This window comes from Enterobacter sp. DTU_2021_1002640_1_SI_PRY_ASU_LCPMC_013 (genome assembly GCF_032389435.1).
GTDB classification, from domain to species: Bacteria; Pseudomonadota; Gammaproteobacteria; order Enterobacterales; family Enterobacteriaceae; genus Enterobacter; species Enterobacter hormaechei_C.
The window spans coordinates 2,179,381-2,196,526 of sequence record NZ_CP135594.1 but is presented as its reverse complement, the minus strand read 5'-3'; the positions used below and the strand labels follow the sequence as shown (position 1 = coordinate 2,196,526).

Genomic DNA, 17,146 nt, shown 5'->3' with positions numbered 1-17,146 from the left:
GTAGTCAGAAGTCTGTGCCAGTGAAACCGTTTTGCGACGCTTTAGCGGGGATAATGGATCAGAGAGTGGAAATGCACCGTCCGGGCGCTGCTGTTGCGGTACGCGTGCGGTTTATCGCCGGCAAAACGCACGCCGGAATCAGCGTATAGCGTGCGCCAGACACCGTCAATCTGCATGTCCAGCTCACCGCTTATCACCACCACGTGCTCGATCACCCCGGCTTCGTGCGGCGTGGACTCACTCAGCGCGCCGGGCGACAGGGTGATGGAGAAATGGTCGAACTTAAGCTGCTCATCCCAGGGGAAAAGCGGTTTCACCACCATCGCCTGCTGCTGCGGATCGAATACCGCCTGCGGTTCGCTCTCTGGAGTGATAAACGCCGAAAAAGGTACGTTCAGCCCGGTGGCGATTTTCCACAAGGTAGAGACCGTCGGGCTGGACTCATTGCGTTCGATTTGCCCAAGCATCGCTTTCGACACGCCCGTCTCTTCCGCCAGTTTCGACAGACTCCAGCCCCGCGCCTGACGCAGCGCTTTCAGTGTGGTTGCCAGGTGTTGAGTGATATCCATAGTTCCTCCCGTTGCGGCAAAGCATACCACTTGTACGCTATAGCGCACAGTGATACCTTATCCCGGACGTTATAACGCACAACGGAGTTTCCATGCGATCGACTGCCTCTCTCTTTCCTGCCGTGCTGGCCGGTTTTGTTGCCGTGCTGGTGGGCTATGCCAGCTCTGCCGCCATTATCTGGCAGGCGGCTGCGGCGGCTGGCGCCAGTACACAGCAAATTGCCGGATGGATGACCGCGCTGGGGCTCGGGATGGGGATCAGCACGCTGGCATTGTCGTGGTGGTATAAAGCCCCCGTGTTGACCGCCTGGTCGACGCCCGGCGCGGCGCTGCTCGCCACCAGCCTGCAAGGCGTGACGCTGGCGGAAACCATCGGGGTATTTATATTCGCGAATGCGCTGATTCTGCTGTGCGGCGTCACCGGCCTGTTTGCCCGGTTAATGAAACTAATCCCGCACTCGCTTGCCGCCGCTATGCTGGCGGGCGTGCTGTTACAGTTTGGCCTGAAGGCATTCAGCAATCTTGAGGGACACATTTTTCTTTGCGGCAGTATGCTGGCCGCCTGGCTGGTAACCAAAGCCGTAGCGCCCCGGTACGCCATTGTCGCCACGCTGCTGGTGGGCGTGTTCGTGGCATGGGCCGGAGGTGACGTTGTCACGAACAGGATGACGTTATCAGTCATCATGCCGGAATTCATTGCCCCTGCGTTCACCTTCACCAGCCTGATCAGTATCGGCTTACCCTTCTTCCTGGTGACCATGGCGTCGCAGAATGCGCCCGGCTTCGCCACCATGCAGGCATCGGGCTATCCGCTGGCGGTCTCACCGCTGATCGTTGCCACCGGCGGGCTGGCACTGCTGTTGTCCCCCTTCGGCGTTTATTCTATATGCATCGCCGCCATCACTGCCGCCATCTGCCAGAGCCCGGACGCCCATCCGGATGCCAGTAAACGCTGGCTGGCCGCGGCGGCGGCAGGCGGGTTTTATCTGCTGGCGGGGGTGTTCGGCGGGTCGATTTCCGGGCTGATGGCCGCCCTGCCGCTGAGCGGCATCCAGACGCTGGCCGGGCTGGCCCTGCTCGGCACTATCAGCGGAAGTTTGTATCAGGCACTGAACCATGAAGCAGAACGCGACGCGGCGATCGTTACCTTCCTGATGACCGCCAGCGGCGTCACGCTCCTGGGAATTGGCTCCGCCTTCTGGGGGCTGGTGCTGGGAGGGATCTGTTACGCCGTCTTCTCACGCCTTCGCCGCGCGTAACTGTGACGGCGTAATGCCGGTCATGCTGCGAAAACGGTTACTGAAATGGCTGGCGGAGTTAAATCCGCAGGCCAGCGCGATGTCGGTGAGCGGCGTGGTCGTGTGCTGCACCAGCGCTTTGGCCTTCTCTATGCGGCGCTGCATAACGTACTGATGCGGCGCCAGCCCCATCGACTGGCGGAACATCCGCGCAAAGTGATATTCACTGAGTGCGGCCTGGCCCGCCAGTTCCGCCAGGGTTAAGGGTTGCGCAAGGTTTTCCTCGATAAAGGCCAGCACGTTGCGCAGTACAAACGGTGATAACCCGCCGGTCACTACCGGCAGCTTCCACTGTACGCTGGAATAGTGCTGGACCAAATGCGTCAGCAATAAGGTCGACGCGGTGCTCAGGGTGAGCTGATTGGCGTTTTGCTGCCAGTCGCAGCCGAGCAAAAACTGGCGATAAAGGGCGGTGATTTTCGGATCGCTGCCGAAGATTTTTTCCTCCAGCGTCAGCGATAGCGGTCGTTTATCCCAGATTTTCTCCCCCACGTCCCGCAGGTGTTCATCGGTGCAGTAGAGGTGCACAAACGACAGGTCGTCACGAATATCCCACGTGGATTCGCTCTCTTCCGGCATCAGACAAAAACGGTCCGGCCCGCCGCCATTTTTCCAGCCACCCGGCGTTTTTTGATAGCTTTCATAGCCATCCGCCACGTACAGGCTAAGGGTGTGATGGTTGCTTTTCACCGTGATCGTGTCGTGCTTGTTGTACCACGCCGCCAGTTGAATGCCAGTATTGAGCGCGACGGTTTCCCGCAGCACTGCATTTTGTTGGCGTAACGTTTCAAAGGTGTCGTAAACGAGAGACATGGCCGTAAACAGGTGATTAATCAGACTGTCAGTCTAAGAAGTGTTGCAGCCTGTTACCAGCCATTGTGCGAGAAAAAAGCGCAAGAATTTGCAAGTCCGGCGCAAGGCGATGAAAGCCGGCCCCCCCTTCTTTCGCCACACTGTCGTTTTTCACGGTATGAGAAGAGAGACACCATGAACGCATTACTCTATGGGCTGGTCGTTGTGATCTGGGGCACGACCTGGATCGCCATTTTTTTACAACAGGGGCCGGTTGCAGCGCCGGTCTCCATTTTCTGGCGCTTCGCCGTGGCCAGCGCCACGATGATGATCGTCCTGGTCGCCCTTCGCCGCCTGCGCAGGCTGGCGCTGCGGGATCATCTCTATTGCATGCTTCAGGGCTGCTGCGTTTTCTGTTTCAACTTCCGGTGCTTTTACACCGCTGCCGCCCATATCAATACCGGCCTTGAGTCGGTGATTTTCTCGATGGCCGTGCTGTATAACGCCATCAACAGCTTTATCTTCTTCGGCCAGCGCCCACCCGCACGCTTCTGGACGGCGGCAGCGCTGGGGCTTATCGGGATCATTACCCTTTTCTGGAACGATCTGCTCGCCAGCGGCTGGAGCGCGTCGTTGCTTACGGGCATCGGGCTTTCCGCCCTCGGCACCTACGGCTTCTCGCTGGGGAATATGATCAGCATGCGTCATCAGCGAAACGGGCTGGAAACTATGACCACCAACGCCTGGGCGATGCTGTACGGCACCGTCGTGATGGGCCTTATCGCGCTCTTCAGGGGCGATAGCTTTATGCCGGAATGGACGGTGAGCTATATGGGGGCGCTGCTCTATCTTGCGCTGTTTGGCTCGGTGATTGCCTTCGGTGCCTACTTTACGCTGGTAGGCCGCATTGGTCCCGGTAAAGCCGCGTACAGCACGCTGCTGTTCCCGCTGGTGGCGCTGTCGATTTCAACGGTGTACGAGGGTTACGTGTGGCATCTCAACGGGATCGTCGGCCTGCTGTTGATACTGGGCGGGAATATGGTGATGTTTACGAAGCCGGAAACCTGGTTCCGCCGCCTGCGGACGGCATAAAAAAACGGCCTGCGAAAATGCAGGCCATTTGTATTAATTTGCTGTCTGATGAACATCAAACATGGTGGCATCCGTCGCCATGTCATCCACAACCTGTTTCAGGGTGCCGAAGCCCATCGGCGTATTCTCGTTCGCCAGCTCTTTCCCTTCACCTTTACGAACAACTTTAACCACCGGTTTGTTCGTGGCCGCGTCGATCAGCTCACCTTCGAAGAACAGATGCGTATCCATGGTACGATGGCCCGTTGCCATCTGCGTACCCGCAACCAGCAGCGCCACAGGCACCACTTCATAGAACTGCAAACCTTCTTTGTCTGAGCTCACACCCGTGATGGCGCCGCGGAAGATCAGGCTATGTTTGCCCGGCGTCGTCACAATCGGCTTACGCTGGCCAATCGCGGTTTTCAGTTTGGTATTGGTATAATTCAACAGCTCATCAAGCGTTTTTTGCCCAAGCTGAGTGGTCGGTTTTGGCGTCGGATAATAGGTTATCGGCGTCCAGATAATGCTGTCGTAATTCGCCTCATTATAGGACGGGTCAACCCAACGCAGGGTTGGCTTCCCGGTTGCAGATTTCATCTCCTGCAAGCCGGAGTAATCTTTTAAAAAGCCTGAATATTGATCGGGGGCTGCGACTTTTGACGCACAGCCGGAAAGGGCCAACAGACCAGAAAGCACTGCAACTTTAAAAAAAGTGTGAGTACGCATGATGGTATTCCATGTTATCTGCAAGTATGCACTTGAAGTTATAACAAAAAACCGGGCGATGTGTTGTGGCAAAAAATGACGAAGACAGCACAAATAGCGAAAAAACTGCCCGACCGAAACCGGGCAGTGAAAAATTACTCCTTCAGGTCCACTTGCCAGAACAGGTGCTTGCCGAAGGGATCGATTTCATAGCCCGTGACCTCTTTACGGACTGGCTCAAAAATCGTCGAGTGGGCAATCATTACCGCCGGCATTTGATCGTGCATCATCTGCTGCGCCTGCTTGTACAGCGCCACGCGTTTTTCGCGATCGGTTATCGATTTAGCTTCGGCAATCAGGTTATCAAACGGCTTATAGCACCATTTGGCCGAGTTCGACCCGCCGTTGGCGGACGTACAGGTAAACAGCGGGCCGAAGAAGTTATCCGGATCGCCCGTCGCCGTTGTCCAGCCCATCAGTGCGGCCTGATGCTCCCCGCCCTTCACGCGCTTCAGGTATTCGCCCCATTCGTAGGTCACGATTTTGGTCTGCACGCCCACTTTCGCCCAGTCCGCCTGGATCATCTCCGCCATACGCTTCGCGTTCGGGTTATACGGCCGTTGCACGGGCATGGCCCACAGCTCGATGCTTACGCCGTTGGCAAATCCCGCCTCCTTTAGCAGCGCTTTCGCTTTTTCTGGATCGTAATCGTAGTCTTTCAGCTCGCTGTCGGCACTCCAGACGCCTGGCGGCAGCAGGTTTTTCGCCGCCGTGCCGGTGCCGTGGAACACCGCCTCAATGATGGCGGGTTTGTTAATCGCCATCGCCAGCGCCTGGCGCACTTTTACGTTATCCAGCGGCGGCTTTTGCGTGTTAAACGCCAGGAAACCGGTATTCAGACCGGCCTTGCTCATCAGGTTGATGTCTTTGTTAGCCTTCATACGCGGCAGGTCCGCCGGATTCGGGAACGGCATCACCTGGCACTCATTCTTCTCGACTTTGGCAAAACGCACCGAGGCGTCCGGCGTGATGGTGAACACCAGACGATCCAGCTTCGATTTTCCCTGCCAGTAGTCAGGGAAAGCGGTGAAGAGGATGCGGGAATCCTTCTGATATTGCGCCAGCTTAAACGGCCCGGTGCCAATCGGCTGCATATCGACCTTTTCTGGCGTGCCCGCTTTCAGCATGGCATCGGCATACTCCGCCGACAGAATGGAGGCAAAGTACCACGCCAGATCAGCGACAAACGGCGCTTCCGGATGCGCCAGGGTGAAGCGCACGGTGCGATCGTCAACTTTATCAATGGCGGTAATCAGGCTGCCGAACTCCAGACTTTCGAAGTTGGAATAACTGCCGTTGGAGACGTTATGGTAGGGATGATTCACATCCTTCTGGCGCATAAACGAAAAAATCACGTCGTCCGCGTTGAAGTCGCGCGTCGGCGTGAACAGCTTATTACTGTGGAATTTCACCCCCTTGCGCAGGTGGAAGGTATAGATCTTGCCATCGTCGCTTACCTCCCAGCTTTCCGCCAGGCTCGGCACCAATTCGGTAGTGCCCGGTTTGAAATCGACCAGACGGTTATAAACCGGTACGGCGCTGGCGTCCACGCTGGTCCCCGACGTATAGAGCTGAGGATTGAAATTTTCCGGCGATCCTTCGGAGCAATACACCAGCGTTTTTGCCGCGACGGTGGAACTGACCGTCAGTGCAGCAAGCGCCAGCGTTATCATTGTGAATGTGCTTTTCATCATTTATTCCTGTCTTTTTAATTCGACGGCTAATTACTTCTTTTGCCATTTCATAAATAACATTAAAGTGATGGCGCAAACACATGAAAAATAAATACAGAAGGAAACACTATGGGCTCAGAACTCTCCAGACAATTAACCCAACGCTTTTTCCGCTATCTCGCCATCACCAGCCAGAGCGACCCGAAAGTCAAAACCCTGCCCTCCACCCCGGGTCAGCACGACATGGCGCGGGAGCTGGCGAAGGAGCTGGAAACGCTGGGGTTAGACGATATTGTGATTGATGAGTTCGCCACCGTTACCGCCGTCAAAAAAGGCAATGTTCCCGGCGCGCCGCGGATTGGTTTTATTACCCATATCGACACCGTCGACGTCGGTTTATCCCCGGATATTCATCCACAAATATTAACGTTTACGGGGGATGATCTCTGCCTGAATAAAGAGAAAGATATTTGGCTGCGCGTAAATGAGCACCCGGAAATTCTGGCTTATCCTGATGAGGAGATTATTTTCAGCGACGGAACCAGCGTATTAGGCGCAGATAATAAAGCGGCCGTCACCGTGGTCATGACGGTGCTGGAAAACCTCACCGCTGAACATAAGCATGGCGATATTGTGGTGGCGTTTGTGCCCGATGAAGAGATTGGCCTGTGCGGCGCGAAAGCGCTGGATTTGAAGCGCTTCGACGTCGATTTTGCCTGGACCATCGACTGCTGCGAGCTGGGGGAGATTGTTTACGAGAACTTTAACGCGGCGGCGGCTGAAATTCGCTTTACCGGCGTCACGGCTCACCCGATGTCCGCCAAAGGGGTACTGGTCAATCCGCTGCTGATGGCAACGGATTTCATCAGCCATTTCGATCGCCGGCAAACCCCGGAATGCACCGAGGGGCGCGAAGGTTATATCTGGTTTAACGGCATCCAGGCCGGGCAGAACGAAGCGATACTGAAAGCCAATATTCGTGATTTTGACAAAGATGGTTTCGCCGCCCGCAAGCAGCACATTGCCGATGTGGCGGCGCAAATAGCCGCACAGCATCCCACGGCAAACGTGGAATACCGCATTGAGGATACCTACAGCAATATCAGCAATGCGATTGGCGAAGACCGCCGCGCGATCGACCTGATGTTCGAGGCGATGGAATCGCTTGGCATCACCCCAAAACCGATCCCCATGCGCGGTGGCACGGATGGGGCGGCCCTGTCAGCCAAAGGCTTGCTCACCCCGAACTTCTTCACCGGCGCCCATAACTTCCACTCGAAGTTTGAGTTTTTACCGCTGTCGTCGTTCGAGGCCTCCTGTCGCACGGCCCTGCAACTCTGTCTGCTGGCGGCGCGTTAAGCGGGCTTGCGTGCGAGCATGGTAGCGAAGCGCAGCTTGATACGGTTCCCGTTGGCATCGGTACGGTGGAGTTCCCCTACCTCTTCGTTGTACTTGATCAGCTCCCAGCCTTCGTAGTAGTTGCTCAGTTCACCGGTTTTGAAGGCAAACGGGAAACCGACTGTGCACGGATAATCCTCCGTATCCATGGCAGCAACGATCAGGTTATAGCCGCCTGGTCTGGTGCAACGCTGCATATTGGCGATAAGACCAGGGATGGTATTCGCTTCGAGGAACATCAACACGACGGTGGAAAGAATAAAGTCGTATTCGCCGTCAAAGGTCAGGTTGTTCAGATCCTTAATCGCCGTTTCCAGATTCGCGATCCCTTCCGCCGCCTTAATGCGCTCAATGTTATCGATGCTCATCGGGTTTTTATCCCACGCCGTCACGTCATAGCCGTTGGCAGCGAGGTAGAGGCTGTTGCGGCCATTTCCGCAACCCAGATCGAGCGTTTTACCGGGCTTAACAATGTCCGCGCTGAGCAGCACCTCTGAGTGCGTGCGGGTCAGCCCATATTTCTCAGTAAAGTAGTTTTCATCGACAGTCATTATTTTTCCTCAGATTGCATAAGCAGTGCCTTATCAGCGCGCACCAGAAGTTTGCCCTGCATCAGCAAGATAAAAGTACGGACCAGCAGCATCGCGATGATGACGTTGGTGAAAATAAACAGGGGAACCGCGAGGGCATGAAAGAACCCTGACGGACTGCTCTGCCCCAGATGTAAACCGGTGGTCGCCAGCGCCGACACCCCGAACGAGAAGCTCCAGAACGACGCGTTGAACGGCTGCGACAGATACCACGGCATCAGACGCAGCATAAACAGGAGTTGCAACAGACCATAGCCGAAAAGCATTTTGGCGAAAGTGTCCGCTTCGCCGCCGTTGACGCTAAACCAGGCGCTACAGGCCACCAGGGCAGGCGCAAGCTGGATCCCGAGCGAGGTACGAAGGGCAGCGGGCAGTTCGCCCGCGCTGCGCAGGCGTTGCAAAATGACCGGCTCCAGGCTCAGCCAGGAAAAGACCCCGGCACCAAGGAACACCAGCCCCGCGTCGTGGAAACCCAGCGCACCGCAGGCCATCGCGCTGATAAAATTGTTCGCCACCGTCGGCAGATACAGTCCCGGCGTCGTGGCTTCTTCCGGATGCTTGCCGCGCCACAGCCCGGCGCTTTGCCAGGCGGCATACGCAAGCTGGATCACCACGCCCACGCTAAACAACCCCAGCGCCACCGGGCGGTACCACGGCACAAAGCCGATGGCCACCAGCAGCGTTGTGGCAGGAAACAGGCTGACAAAACTGCTCATTACCGGATGCCGCATCTCGGCCAGCACGCTATGTGGAAACCGTACCGCACGGGTAAGAAACGCCACGCTCAGAAGGAACCAGATCGCTACCGCCATCGCCACCAGGATCTCGCCCGGCCAGCGTGTCACCGGCCAGATGGTGCCGGCGTAACGCCAGGCGAACCCCATGCCTATGGTCCCGAGGACCATACCGAAATACCCGGCGGGCAAGTTAAGAACGCGTTGGTTTTGGTTATGCATTTTTTTTAAACTTTAAAATGTATTTTAAATGCCATTTTAAGGGGTTTCCTGAGCGGACGCCAGCACTTCGAAAAACCAAAACTTTGCTACGTTTATTGAAAGGCTTTTCAGGGATATCACGATGACAAAATATCGGCTTAGCAATGAAACGCGTCTCTGGCGCTGGCAGGACGGCTCAACGCCGTGCACAACGCCTCTCAGACAAATTATTGCCGTGAAGGATTTTAACGATGTGACCAGCGGGACTAAAGGCGGTTGGGTTGAGGATGAACACGCGCTCGCCCAGGACGGGGATTGCTGGGTTTACGATGAAAACAGCGTGGTGTTTGCCGGGGCCAAGATATCCGGTAACGCCCGCCTCACCCAACCCTGCATCGTAAGCCACCGCGCACACGTTGGCGGCAACGGCTGGCTTGACGCGGCAGAGGTGAGTCACGGGGCGGTAATAAGTGACAACGTCACCATTCAGCACTCCACCGTACGCGGGGAATGTCGTATCGCGGGTGACGCGCGGGTGCTGCATAACAGCCTGGTGATTGCAGCCAAAGGGCTGACACCCGACCGTGAGCAGATCCTGCAAATCTATGACCGAGCCACGGTCAGCCAGTCGCGTATTGTGCATCAGGCGCAAATCTACGGCGATGCCATGGTGACCTGGGCCTTTGTTGAGCACCGCGCCGAGGTGTTCGATCGCGCCATTATTGAGGGCAACGCGCTGAATAACGTCTGGGTGTGCGACTGCGCCAAAGTGTACGGCAACGCCCGTCTGCTGGCCGGTCTGGAGGATGATGCCATCCCGACCGTGCGGTACAGTTCACAGGTCGCGGAAAACGCCCTCGTCGAAGGCAACTGCGTCATTAAACACCACGTATTAATAGGCGGCGAGGCGTGGTTACGCGGCGGGCCGATCCTGATTGATGACAAAGTGGTCATTCAGGGGCGGGCGCGTATCAGCGGCGATGTCCTGATTGAGCATCAGGTGGAAATAACGGACGATGCGGTTATCGAGGCGCTGGAGGGTGAAAGCATTCACGTCCGGGGAGCCAAAGTGATCAACGGCGACACGCGGATCACCCGGACGCCGCTGCTGGGGGCGCTATAGCGGGAAGATTCTGGCGTACAGGTTCACGTCATCGTAGCGACCGTTGAGCATTTCCGCTTCCCGCAAACAACCTTCCAGCGTGAAACCGTTGCGCTGCGCCACCCGGTTACTGCTCTGGTTATCCACGCGACACTTGATCACAAAACGGCGGATCTCACCGCGCTCAACGTAATAGCGCATAAACGCCTGGAGCGCCTGAGAAAGAATACCCTGCCCCTGATGCGCTTCGTCAAGCCAGTAGCCGATATACCCGGCCTTATTCGCAGGCTCGATCGCGTTGAAGGAGAGCACGCCTATCAGCTCGTCATTCATAAAAATCAGGAACATTTTGGCGTAACCGCGCTGGTGCAACATCTGGTTGCTCTGCACGTTGCGGCGCGTGTCCTCTTCGCTGCCGACATGCTGCGCCCAGTCAAAGGCGGTTTGCAGCCAGGTTTTGTTTTTGATTACGAGGTTATGCAGATCGGTGGTATAGCGCTCTTCGACGGCGCGAAGCTCGATTTCCTGGTTAACGGGGATGATTTCTGAAGACATGGTGCCTCTTAATTGCCGGGTGGCGCTAACGCTTACCCGGCCTACAAATGCGTCCGGAGCAGGCCGGGTCGCCACCCGGCACAAACCCATAAGGACTAGCGCATGATCCGGTCGTCAACGTAGTTACGTTTGTCCGGCGCGGGCGGGAAGTACTGGTACAGCCAGGTCTCGCTGATGGCATCGCCCTGACAGCGCAGGAACAGGCGCATATCCACCGGCTCGGTGGAGTCAGAGGTTGGATACCAGTCAAACAGAATGCGATACCCGTCGAACGGCTCGACGTAGAGGATCTCCACCTGCTTCGCTTCACCGCTGGACAGGGTGATCACCGGCTCAATGCCCTTCGGTGCGGCGGCCTTCAGATCGCCCCCGACGAAATCAATGGCAAAGCGACGGGCCCACACTTTCGGGTAATTTTCACCCGGCGCCCAGCCCTCCGGGAAGCCGCCCATACCGGTACGGGTGGCGTAGACGTTTGCCAGCGGGGAACGCACCGGCGGCTGTGCGCTCCAGTAGAGACGGTATTTGAAGTCCAGCTCATCACCCGCCTGCACCGGTTTCTCTGGCTGCCAGAAGCAGACCACGTTATCGAGCGTCTCGCCGGTTGTCGGGATCTCCATCAGGGCAATGGAACCTTTCCCCCAGTTGTTGCGCGGCTCGACCCACAGGCTTGGTCGCTTGTTATACCAGCCCATGACGTCCTGGTAATGGGAGAAGTCACGGTCAAGCTGCAACAAACCAAAGCCTTTCGGGTTTTTATCCTGGTAGGCGTTAAATTGCAGCTTTTGCGGGTTGTTCAGCGGCCGGCAGATCCACTCCCCGTTACCGCGCCACATCGCCAGGCGGTCTGAATCGTGGATCTGCGGATGAATGGTGTCGCACATGCGGCGTTCGTTGTTGCCGCAGCTAAACATGCTGGTCATTGGCGAGATGCCGAGCTGCTTGATGTCTTTGCGCGCATAGAGATGGTTTTCGACGTCCATGATCACCTGGCTCTTCTCACAGTGGATCACAAACTTATAGGCACCGGTAATGCTCGGGCTGTCCAGCAGCGCATAGACGGTAAAGGTGGTATCACCCGGCTTCACGGTTTCAAACCAGAAGGAGGTGAAATCCGGGAACTCTTCCGGGGTGTCGGTAAAGGTATCCACCGCCAGACCACGCGCAGAGAGGCCGTACTGGTAGGTATCATCCACCGCGCGGAAGTAGCTCGCGCCCAGGAACGAAACGATATCGCGTCGCGCCAGCTCCGGCGCTTTAAAGACGCGGAATCCGGCGAAGCCGAGGTCGCTCTGCCCTTCAAGCTGGCGGGTATCCACGCCCGTATCGCCGTAGCTGAACAGCTCAGGTCGGAAGTGGATCTCACGCGCCTGAGAGGTGGTTTGATCCAGCGAGAACATGCGCACGCGGCGGCGGAACCCCATCCCCATATGGAAGAACTGGGCGTCCAGCTGACGGCCTTCAATGTTATTCCACAACGACTGCTTCTCATCGTAACGGATGGCGTTGTACGCCTGCGGCGTCATGGTGGCCAGCGTTTCCGGCAGCGGACGCGGCGCACCGCCCCACGCGGTTTTCGCCAGATCGTGCGCCATGGATTGCAGAACAGAGAAGTCAAAGCGACGGCTCTGACCGTCGGCAATGTCGGAGTCAGCAGCATACGCCGCCTGGGAAAACAGAGAAGCAAGGCCAGAAGTGCCGCTCAGGGCAGCCATTGCCAGGGAACCTTTGAGAAAACGTCTGCGATTCATGCCTGAGAAAACGTCCTTATGGTCGTGTGAATGAGTTTCGCGCGCAGCGAAATGACGGCAAGAAAGAACGCACAGCCTAAACAAAAACGGTTAAGAATCCAATTGTTGGCGGGTGATTATCTGAACAAACCGAGAAATATTTTCTGTCGACCAGAACGGCCTGAAAAAGGGGTAAAGTTATGTATAAAAGTGTCCCGGCTGGACATCAACAGCCGGGACCAACGAGGCGGTTATTTTACGCTGACATCGATACTCGGGAAGTACTTATCAGCCAGTTTAGCGATCGTGCCGTCGGCACGTACTTTATCAATTGCGGCATCAAGCTGCTTTTTGGTGGCCTCATCCCCCTTACGCAGCCCAAAGCCGATCCCACTGCCGAGGATGGTGTCGTCCGACACCGGTTTGCCGATAAAGCCAAACCCTTTACCCTGCGGCTTACTGAGGAAACCTGCCTGCCCGGCCGCTGACATGACCAGCGAGGCATCGATGCGGCCATTCAGCAGATCTCCCCAGGCCATATTCTGATCTTTATAAGACACCACGGTGACACCGTGCTTTTCCCAGTGCTCTTTGGCGTAAGTTTCCTGAATTGAACCCTGAAGAACGCCGATGGTTTTGCCCTTCAGCCCTTCGGGGGTAGCCTCTACCGCAGAACCGGCTTTGCCCACCAGCTGGGAGGGAATGCGATAGATGGGCTGGGTGAAATCAATGCTTTTGCGACGCTGTTCGGTGATGTTCATCGCCGAGTTTATGGCGTCGAACTTTTTCGCCACTAGACCGGGGATCAACGCATCAAACGAGGTTTCAACCCAGCTGCACTTCAGCGCGGCGGCTTTACAGATGGCATTTCCCAGTTCTACGTCAAACCCTTCCAGCTCGCCTGACGCATTGCGGCTTTCAAACGGCGGATATTCCGCTTCCAGCCCATATCGCAACTCGGTAGCGGCAAACGACGAGATTGAACACAGCAGTCCCATGCCGACAACTAACGCGCGTAATTTCATCTCAAATTCCTTAACGTGGTGTAACCCGACAAAGGGCCTGGGCACCTGCCCGTAACGTCGCCTCATCCTTCGCAAAAGAGAGACGGATCAGTTTATTGTCCGTGCCATCGGCATAAAACGCCGACAGCGGAATGGTGGCAACCCCGTACTCGACAATCAGCCTTTTCACCATCTCGCTGTCGCGCTCGTCGCTAAAGCCGCTGTAATCCGCCAGCAGGAAGAACGAACCGGCACTTGGTAGCAGCCTGAACGGTGAGTCGGCGAGCAAACTTTGCAGCAGATCGCGCTTGCGCTGATAAAACGCCGCCAGCGACAGCCAGGTTTGCGGATCGGACATGTGTTCGGCAAACGCGTACTGCATCGGCGTATCGGCCGAGAACATTAAAAATTGATGGACTTTACATATCTCATCCATCAGCTCCGCGGGTGCCACACAATAACCCACGCGCCAGCCGGTGACGTGATAGGTTTTTCCGAAAGAAGAAATAATCACGCTGCGCTCCGCCAGCTGCGGGTGCGTCGCCATTCCGTGGTGCGGTTCGCCATCAAAAACGACGTGCTCGTACACTTCGTCAGACAAAATGATGATGTCGGTGTGGCGCGTCAGCGCTGCCAGCTGATGCAGATCGGCGGCTGAAAACACCTGTCCGCTCGGGTTGTGCGGCGTATTGACGATGATCATCCGCGTGCGCGGGGTAATAGCCGCCCGGACTTCATTCCAGTTCACGGCAAAATCCGGTACCGTCAGTTTAATGGCAATCGGCGTCGCCCCTTGCAGACGCACAATCGGCGCATAGCTGTCAAAGGAGGGCTCGAAATAGATCACCTCATCACCAGGATGAACCAGCCCGCTGATGGCTGAGTAAAGCCCTTCGCTGGCGCTGGCGGTCACCAGTACCTCACTCGCCGGGTCATAGCGCGTGCCATAGAGCGTGGCAATTTTGTCCGCAATGCGCTCCCTGAGCGGTTGCAGCCCGGTCATGGAGGCGTACTGGTTATGCCCTGCCTCCATGGCGCGGGTCACGCCGGTGATAAGTTTTGGGTCGCAGGAAAAATTCGGCGCACCCTGAGAAAGGTTGATGGCGTTATGCCGGGCTGAAAGCTGGCCGATAACGGTAAAAATGGTGGTTCCCACATCGGGCAATTTGGATCGTGTCTGCACCGGCGTTTTCAAAGTCATCCTCTGTCCCTTCTCGTGGTGAATGCATAACTATTCAAACAACAACTTCATTGCCGGGACAATCGAATTGTTGTCATAATAGCCATGACAAAAACGCATAGCTAAGGTGAGATATGTCGCGTCGATCATTTCCGCTCAACGCCGTAGAGACATTTATCGTGACCGCGCGTCACCTGAATCTTACCCATGCCGCGAAGGAGCTTTGTCTGACGCAGGGGGCGGTAAGCCGCAAAATCGCCTCGCTGGAAAGCTGGTTCGGCTTCCCGCTGTTCGAGCGCCATGCGCGCGGCCTGCGTCTCTCCTCTCAGGGAAGCGCCCTGCTGCCGGAGCTGCAATCTGCGTTTGAGCACCTGCGGAACGTTGCTGAACAGGCGCGAACGCACCAGACCGTTATTCGTCTGAAAGCGCCTACCTGCGCGATGCGCTGGCTGGTGCCGCGTCTGCTACAGGTGGAGCGCGAACAGCCGGAACTCCAGATTGCGCTGACCACCACCACCGATCATAACGTCAATTTCAAAACCGAATCCTGTGACGCGGCGATTGTGTTTGGGACGCACATGAGCGCCGGCGATCTGCTGTTCGAAGAGGCCTTAACCCCGGTGATGAGCCCGCTGCGGGCCGGTTCTGCGCTGGAAGCACTCACCTTTCTTCACCCCACGCGGGACAAAACGGACTGGACGCTGTGGCTGGCGAAACAGCCGGGTCCGCCGCCAGCCATGCTCAAAAATCAACACTTCGAAACCATGGATCTGGCCATTACCGCCGCCATTCAGGGGCTGGGCATCGCCATCGCGGATGAAACGCTGGTGGAGGAGGACGTGCGCGCCGGACGGCTGATGCGGCCTTTTGACACAAGCATAAAGACGGGGGCGAGCTACCGGCTGGTATTACGCGACGCACCCGGCCCGGAAAACGGACTGGATGCGTTTCGCGCCTGTCTGCTCAGTCGAGGCTGACGTGGTGTTTCATCACCCGTTTGAAGAGGCTCATACGGGCACGCATGAAGCGGTTTTCAAGCCGAAAACCTGCATGTTTATTCACACCGATACGTAACAGCACGTCTCGCCCTTTCCGGCAGGCGGGCCAGCGCGTGGGCCCTGTCAGGCTATCACGTCCCCCCGCATCCCGGGCGAAGCTCACCCAGTAATCCGCCACCTGAGCGGCGAAGGCCAGATCGCGTTCATTTACATACTGCCTCGAGGGTTCCACCTGTCCAAGGGTATCGAACACGTAGGGTACTTCGTTGCCGTGCCAGGCGCCGTTGATGTACGTCGCGTGCTCCGCTTCGGCCACATAATCAAACCAGTATCGCCAGCACAGGCCGCCCGCCCGCTGCTGGGCCTGCATCACCACGTATCCCATGGTGGTAAAGGCCATGTCGCGGCATACCTGCCTGCCAAGTTCCTCATCGCCCTTCACGCCAGGATAAAGCAGCTTTATCAGCCCCAGGCCAAAACGCCGCTCGCGGCGGAGCTTCTGGATCTGCCCGGCCAGATCGACCCCGAATACCGACATCACGCTGGCTTCGTCGCTGTTCGACCCAATCATCACCGGTACAGGATGCTGACGAGCCGCGAAGAAAACGTCGAGCATGGCCTCAGGCAAAACGCAGTCACCCACGATGGGCGCAGGGGCGATATTCAGCGGTGAGGTCAGCGGCCAGAACGCCTCAGGCGGGATCGCGCGAAGCTGTTCCGCGGTGGCATTTTGCAGGCCTAAATGGGCGGCAATCGCTTCGCCTTTATGCATGGCCTGCCCGCGTGGGGTGTCGGGCAGCGTGTACCCGCTTTGCACAATGGCTTTATGGAACAGTCCTCCCGCAAGCGGGGAGGCCATCAGCGACAGCACGCTGCGCGCGCCGGCCGACTCGCCAAATACGGTGATGTTCTCAGGATCGCCGCCGAACGCGGCGATGTTATCGCGCACCCATTCCAGGGCCTGGATCTGATCGAGCAGCGCAAAGTTATGCACCACGCGCTCTTCTTCCCCCTCCAGCGCCGGATGGGCAAAAAAGCCGAGGTGTCCGAGACGGTAATTGATCGTCACCACCACCGTGCCGCGCTTCGCCAGCGCCCTGCCGTTATACGGAGGCAGCCCGCCAGCGCCGAGGGTAAAGCCCCCGCCGTGCAGCCAGACCATCACCGGAAGCGGATCGGCGCGTTCGATCGGCGACCAGACGTTAAGGTACAGGCAGTCTTCAGAGAACTGGCCGGGATCGCCGCCACCCAGCTCCTGACAGCTTTCGCTGCTCTGCCAGCTGGAGGCGGAGAACGCCGTCGCCGGACGTACGCCATCCCAGCGCGCGGGAGGACGCGGGGAGCGCCACCGCCACTGGCCTACGGGCGGTGCCGCATAGGGAATGCCGCACCACACGTGAGTATCGCCTTCAGTAAAACCAATCAATGCGCCCTGGCGCGTTTCAACCACAGGGGCGGAGGGATTTTCCATACCAACCTTCTT

At 57.2% G+C, this 17,146-nt stretch carries 16 protein-coding genes; 5 read left to right on the top strand and 11 right to left on the bottom strand.

Annotated features, from left to right (window positions below; translation table 11 throughout):
• Positions 1-41: 41 nt before the first annotated feature.
• Positions 42-569 carry a helix-turn-helix domain-containing protein gene (locus RS584_RS10425; protein ID WP_015570550.1) on the bottom strand — a complete coding sequence of 176 codons (528 nt, stop codon included), beginning with the start codon at positions 567-569 and terminating at the stop codon, positions 42-44.
• Between the two features lie 92 nt (positions 570-661).
• On the opposite strand from RS584_RS10425, the gene RS584_RS10420 reads away from it, so the two are divergent.
• Positions 662-1,828, top strand: a complete 1,167-nt coding sequence (locus RS584_RS10420; RefSeq protein ID WP_315749673.1) for a benzoate/H(+) symporter BenE family transporter — start codon at positions 662-664, stop codon at positions 1,826-1,828.
• Here the strand turns inward: RS584_RS10420 and RS584_RS10415 are convergent.
• On the bottom strand, positions 1,808-2,680 hold the full coding sequence (locus RS584_RS10415; protein WP_315749671.1) for an AraC family transcriptional regulator: 873 nt from the start codon (positions 2,678-2,680) through the stop codon (positions 1,808-1,810). The genes RS584_RS10420 and RS584_RS10415 overlap by 21 nt on opposite strands.
• 174 nt (positions 2,681-2,854) lie before the next feature.
• Between RS584_RS10415 and RS584_RS10410 the strand changes: the two genes are divergently transcribed.
• Positions 2,855-3,751 carry a DMT family transporter gene (locus RS584_RS10410; protein WP_315749669.1) on the top strand — a complete coding sequence of 299 codons (897 nt, stop codon included), beginning with the start codon at positions 2,855-2,857 and terminating at the stop codon, positions 3,749-3,751.
• 33 nt (positions 3,752-3,784) lie between these two features.
• Here the strand turns inward: RS584_RS10410 and RS584_RS10405 are convergent, their stop codons facing one another.
• On the bottom strand, positions 3,785-4,459 hold the full coding sequence (locus tag RS584_RS10405; protein ID WP_111962067.1) for a DUF3313 domain-containing protein: 675 nt from the start codon (positions 4,457-4,459) through the stop codon (positions 3,785-3,787).
• 134 nt (positions 4,460-4,593) lie between these two features.
• Positions 4,594-6,189: an ABC transporter substrate-binding protein gene (locus RS584_RS10400; protein ID WP_315749961.1), complete on the bottom strand. Its 1,596-nt coding sequence runs from the start codon at positions 6,187-6,189 to the stop codon at positions 4,594-4,596.
• A gap of 111 nt (positions 6,190-6,300) precedes the next feature.
• Here RS584_RS10400 and pepT point away from each other — a divergent pair, with 111 nt between their 5' ends.
• Complete coding sequence (gene pepT / locus RS584_RS10395; protein WP_015570554.1) at positions 6,301-7,530, top strand: peptidase T; 1,230 nt, start codon at positions 6,301-6,303, stop codon at positions 7,528-7,530.
• On the opposite strand, the gene tehB is transcribed toward pepT, so the two are convergent.
• Both tehB and tehA read right to left on the bottom strand, forming a co-directional pair.
• Positions 7,527-8,120 (bottom strand): tellurite resistance methyltransferase TehB, encoded by a 594-nt coding sequence (gene tehB, locus RS584_RS10390; RefSeq protein ID WP_015570555.1) that lies wholly within the window; start codon positions 8,118-8,120, stop codon positions 7,527-7,529. The two genes, pepT and tehB, sit on opposite strands and share 4 nt — an antisense overlap.
• Positions 8,120-9,115: a dicarboxylate transporter/tellurite-resistance protein TehA gene (gene tehA, locus RS584_RS10385; RefSeq protein WP_045906709.1), complete on the bottom strand. Its 996-nt coding sequence runs from the start codon at positions 9,113-9,115 to the stop codon at positions 8,120-8,122. Before tehA ends, tehB begins: the two co-directional genes overlap by 1 nt.
• A gap of 121 nt (positions 9,116-9,236) precedes the next feature.
• On the opposite strand from tehA, the gene ydcK reads away from it, so the two are divergent.
• A complete protein-coding gene (gene ydcK / locus RS584_RS10380; RefSeq protein ID WP_315749663.1) occupies positions 9,237-10,217 on the top strand; it encodes a YdcK family protein in 981 nt (326 codons plus the stop codon).
• Here ydcK and rimL read toward each other — a convergent pair.
• From rimL to RS584_RS10360, 4 genes are all read right to left on the bottom strand, one after another.
• On the bottom strand, positions 10,212-10,751 hold the full coding sequence (gene rimL / locus RS584_RS10375; protein WP_017384000.1) for a 50S ribosomal protein L7/L12-serine acetyltransferase: 540 nt from the start codon (positions 10,749-10,751) through the stop codon (positions 10,212-10,214). The two genes, ydcK and rimL, sit on opposite strands and share 6 nt — an antisense overlap.
• A 95-nt stretch (positions 10,752-10,846) precedes the next feature.
• Positions 10,847-12,502, bottom strand: coding sequence for a glucan biosynthesis protein (locus tag RS584_RS10370; protein WP_315749661.1), 1,656 nt, complete (start codon positions 12,500-12,502; stop codon positions 10,847-10,849).
• A gap of 230 nt (positions 12,503-12,732) precedes the next feature.
• On the bottom strand, positions 12,733-13,506 hold the full coding sequence (locus tag RS584_RS10365; RefSeq protein ID WP_315749659.1) for an ABC transporter substrate-binding protein: 774 nt from the start codon (positions 13,504-13,506) through the stop codon (positions 12,733-12,735).
• 10 nt (positions 13,507-13,516) lie between these two features.
• On the bottom strand, positions 13,517-14,686 hold the full coding sequence (locus tag RS584_RS10360; RefSeq protein WP_315749657.1) for a pyridoxal phosphate-dependent aminotransferase: 1,170 nt from the start codon (positions 14,684-14,686) through the stop codon (positions 13,517-13,519).
• A 113-nt stretch (positions 14,687-14,799) separates the two neighbouring features.
• Here RS584_RS10360 and RS584_RS10355 point away from each other — a divergent pair, with 113 nt between their 5' ends.
• Complete coding sequence (locus RS584_RS10355; RefSeq protein ID WP_315749655.1) at positions 14,800-15,642, top strand: LysR family transcriptional regulator; 843 nt, start codon at positions 14,800-14,802, stop codon at positions 15,640-15,642.
• Here the strand turns inward: RS584_RS10355 and RS584_RS10350 are convergent.
• On the bottom strand, positions 15,629-17,134 hold the full coding sequence (locus RS584_RS10350; RefSeq protein ID WP_315749653.1) for a carboxylesterase/lipase family protein: 1,506 nt from the start codon (positions 17,132-17,134) through the stop codon (positions 15,629-15,631). The genes RS584_RS10355 and RS584_RS10350 overlap by 14 nt on opposite strands.
• Positions 17,135-17,146 lie beyond the last annotated feature (12 nt).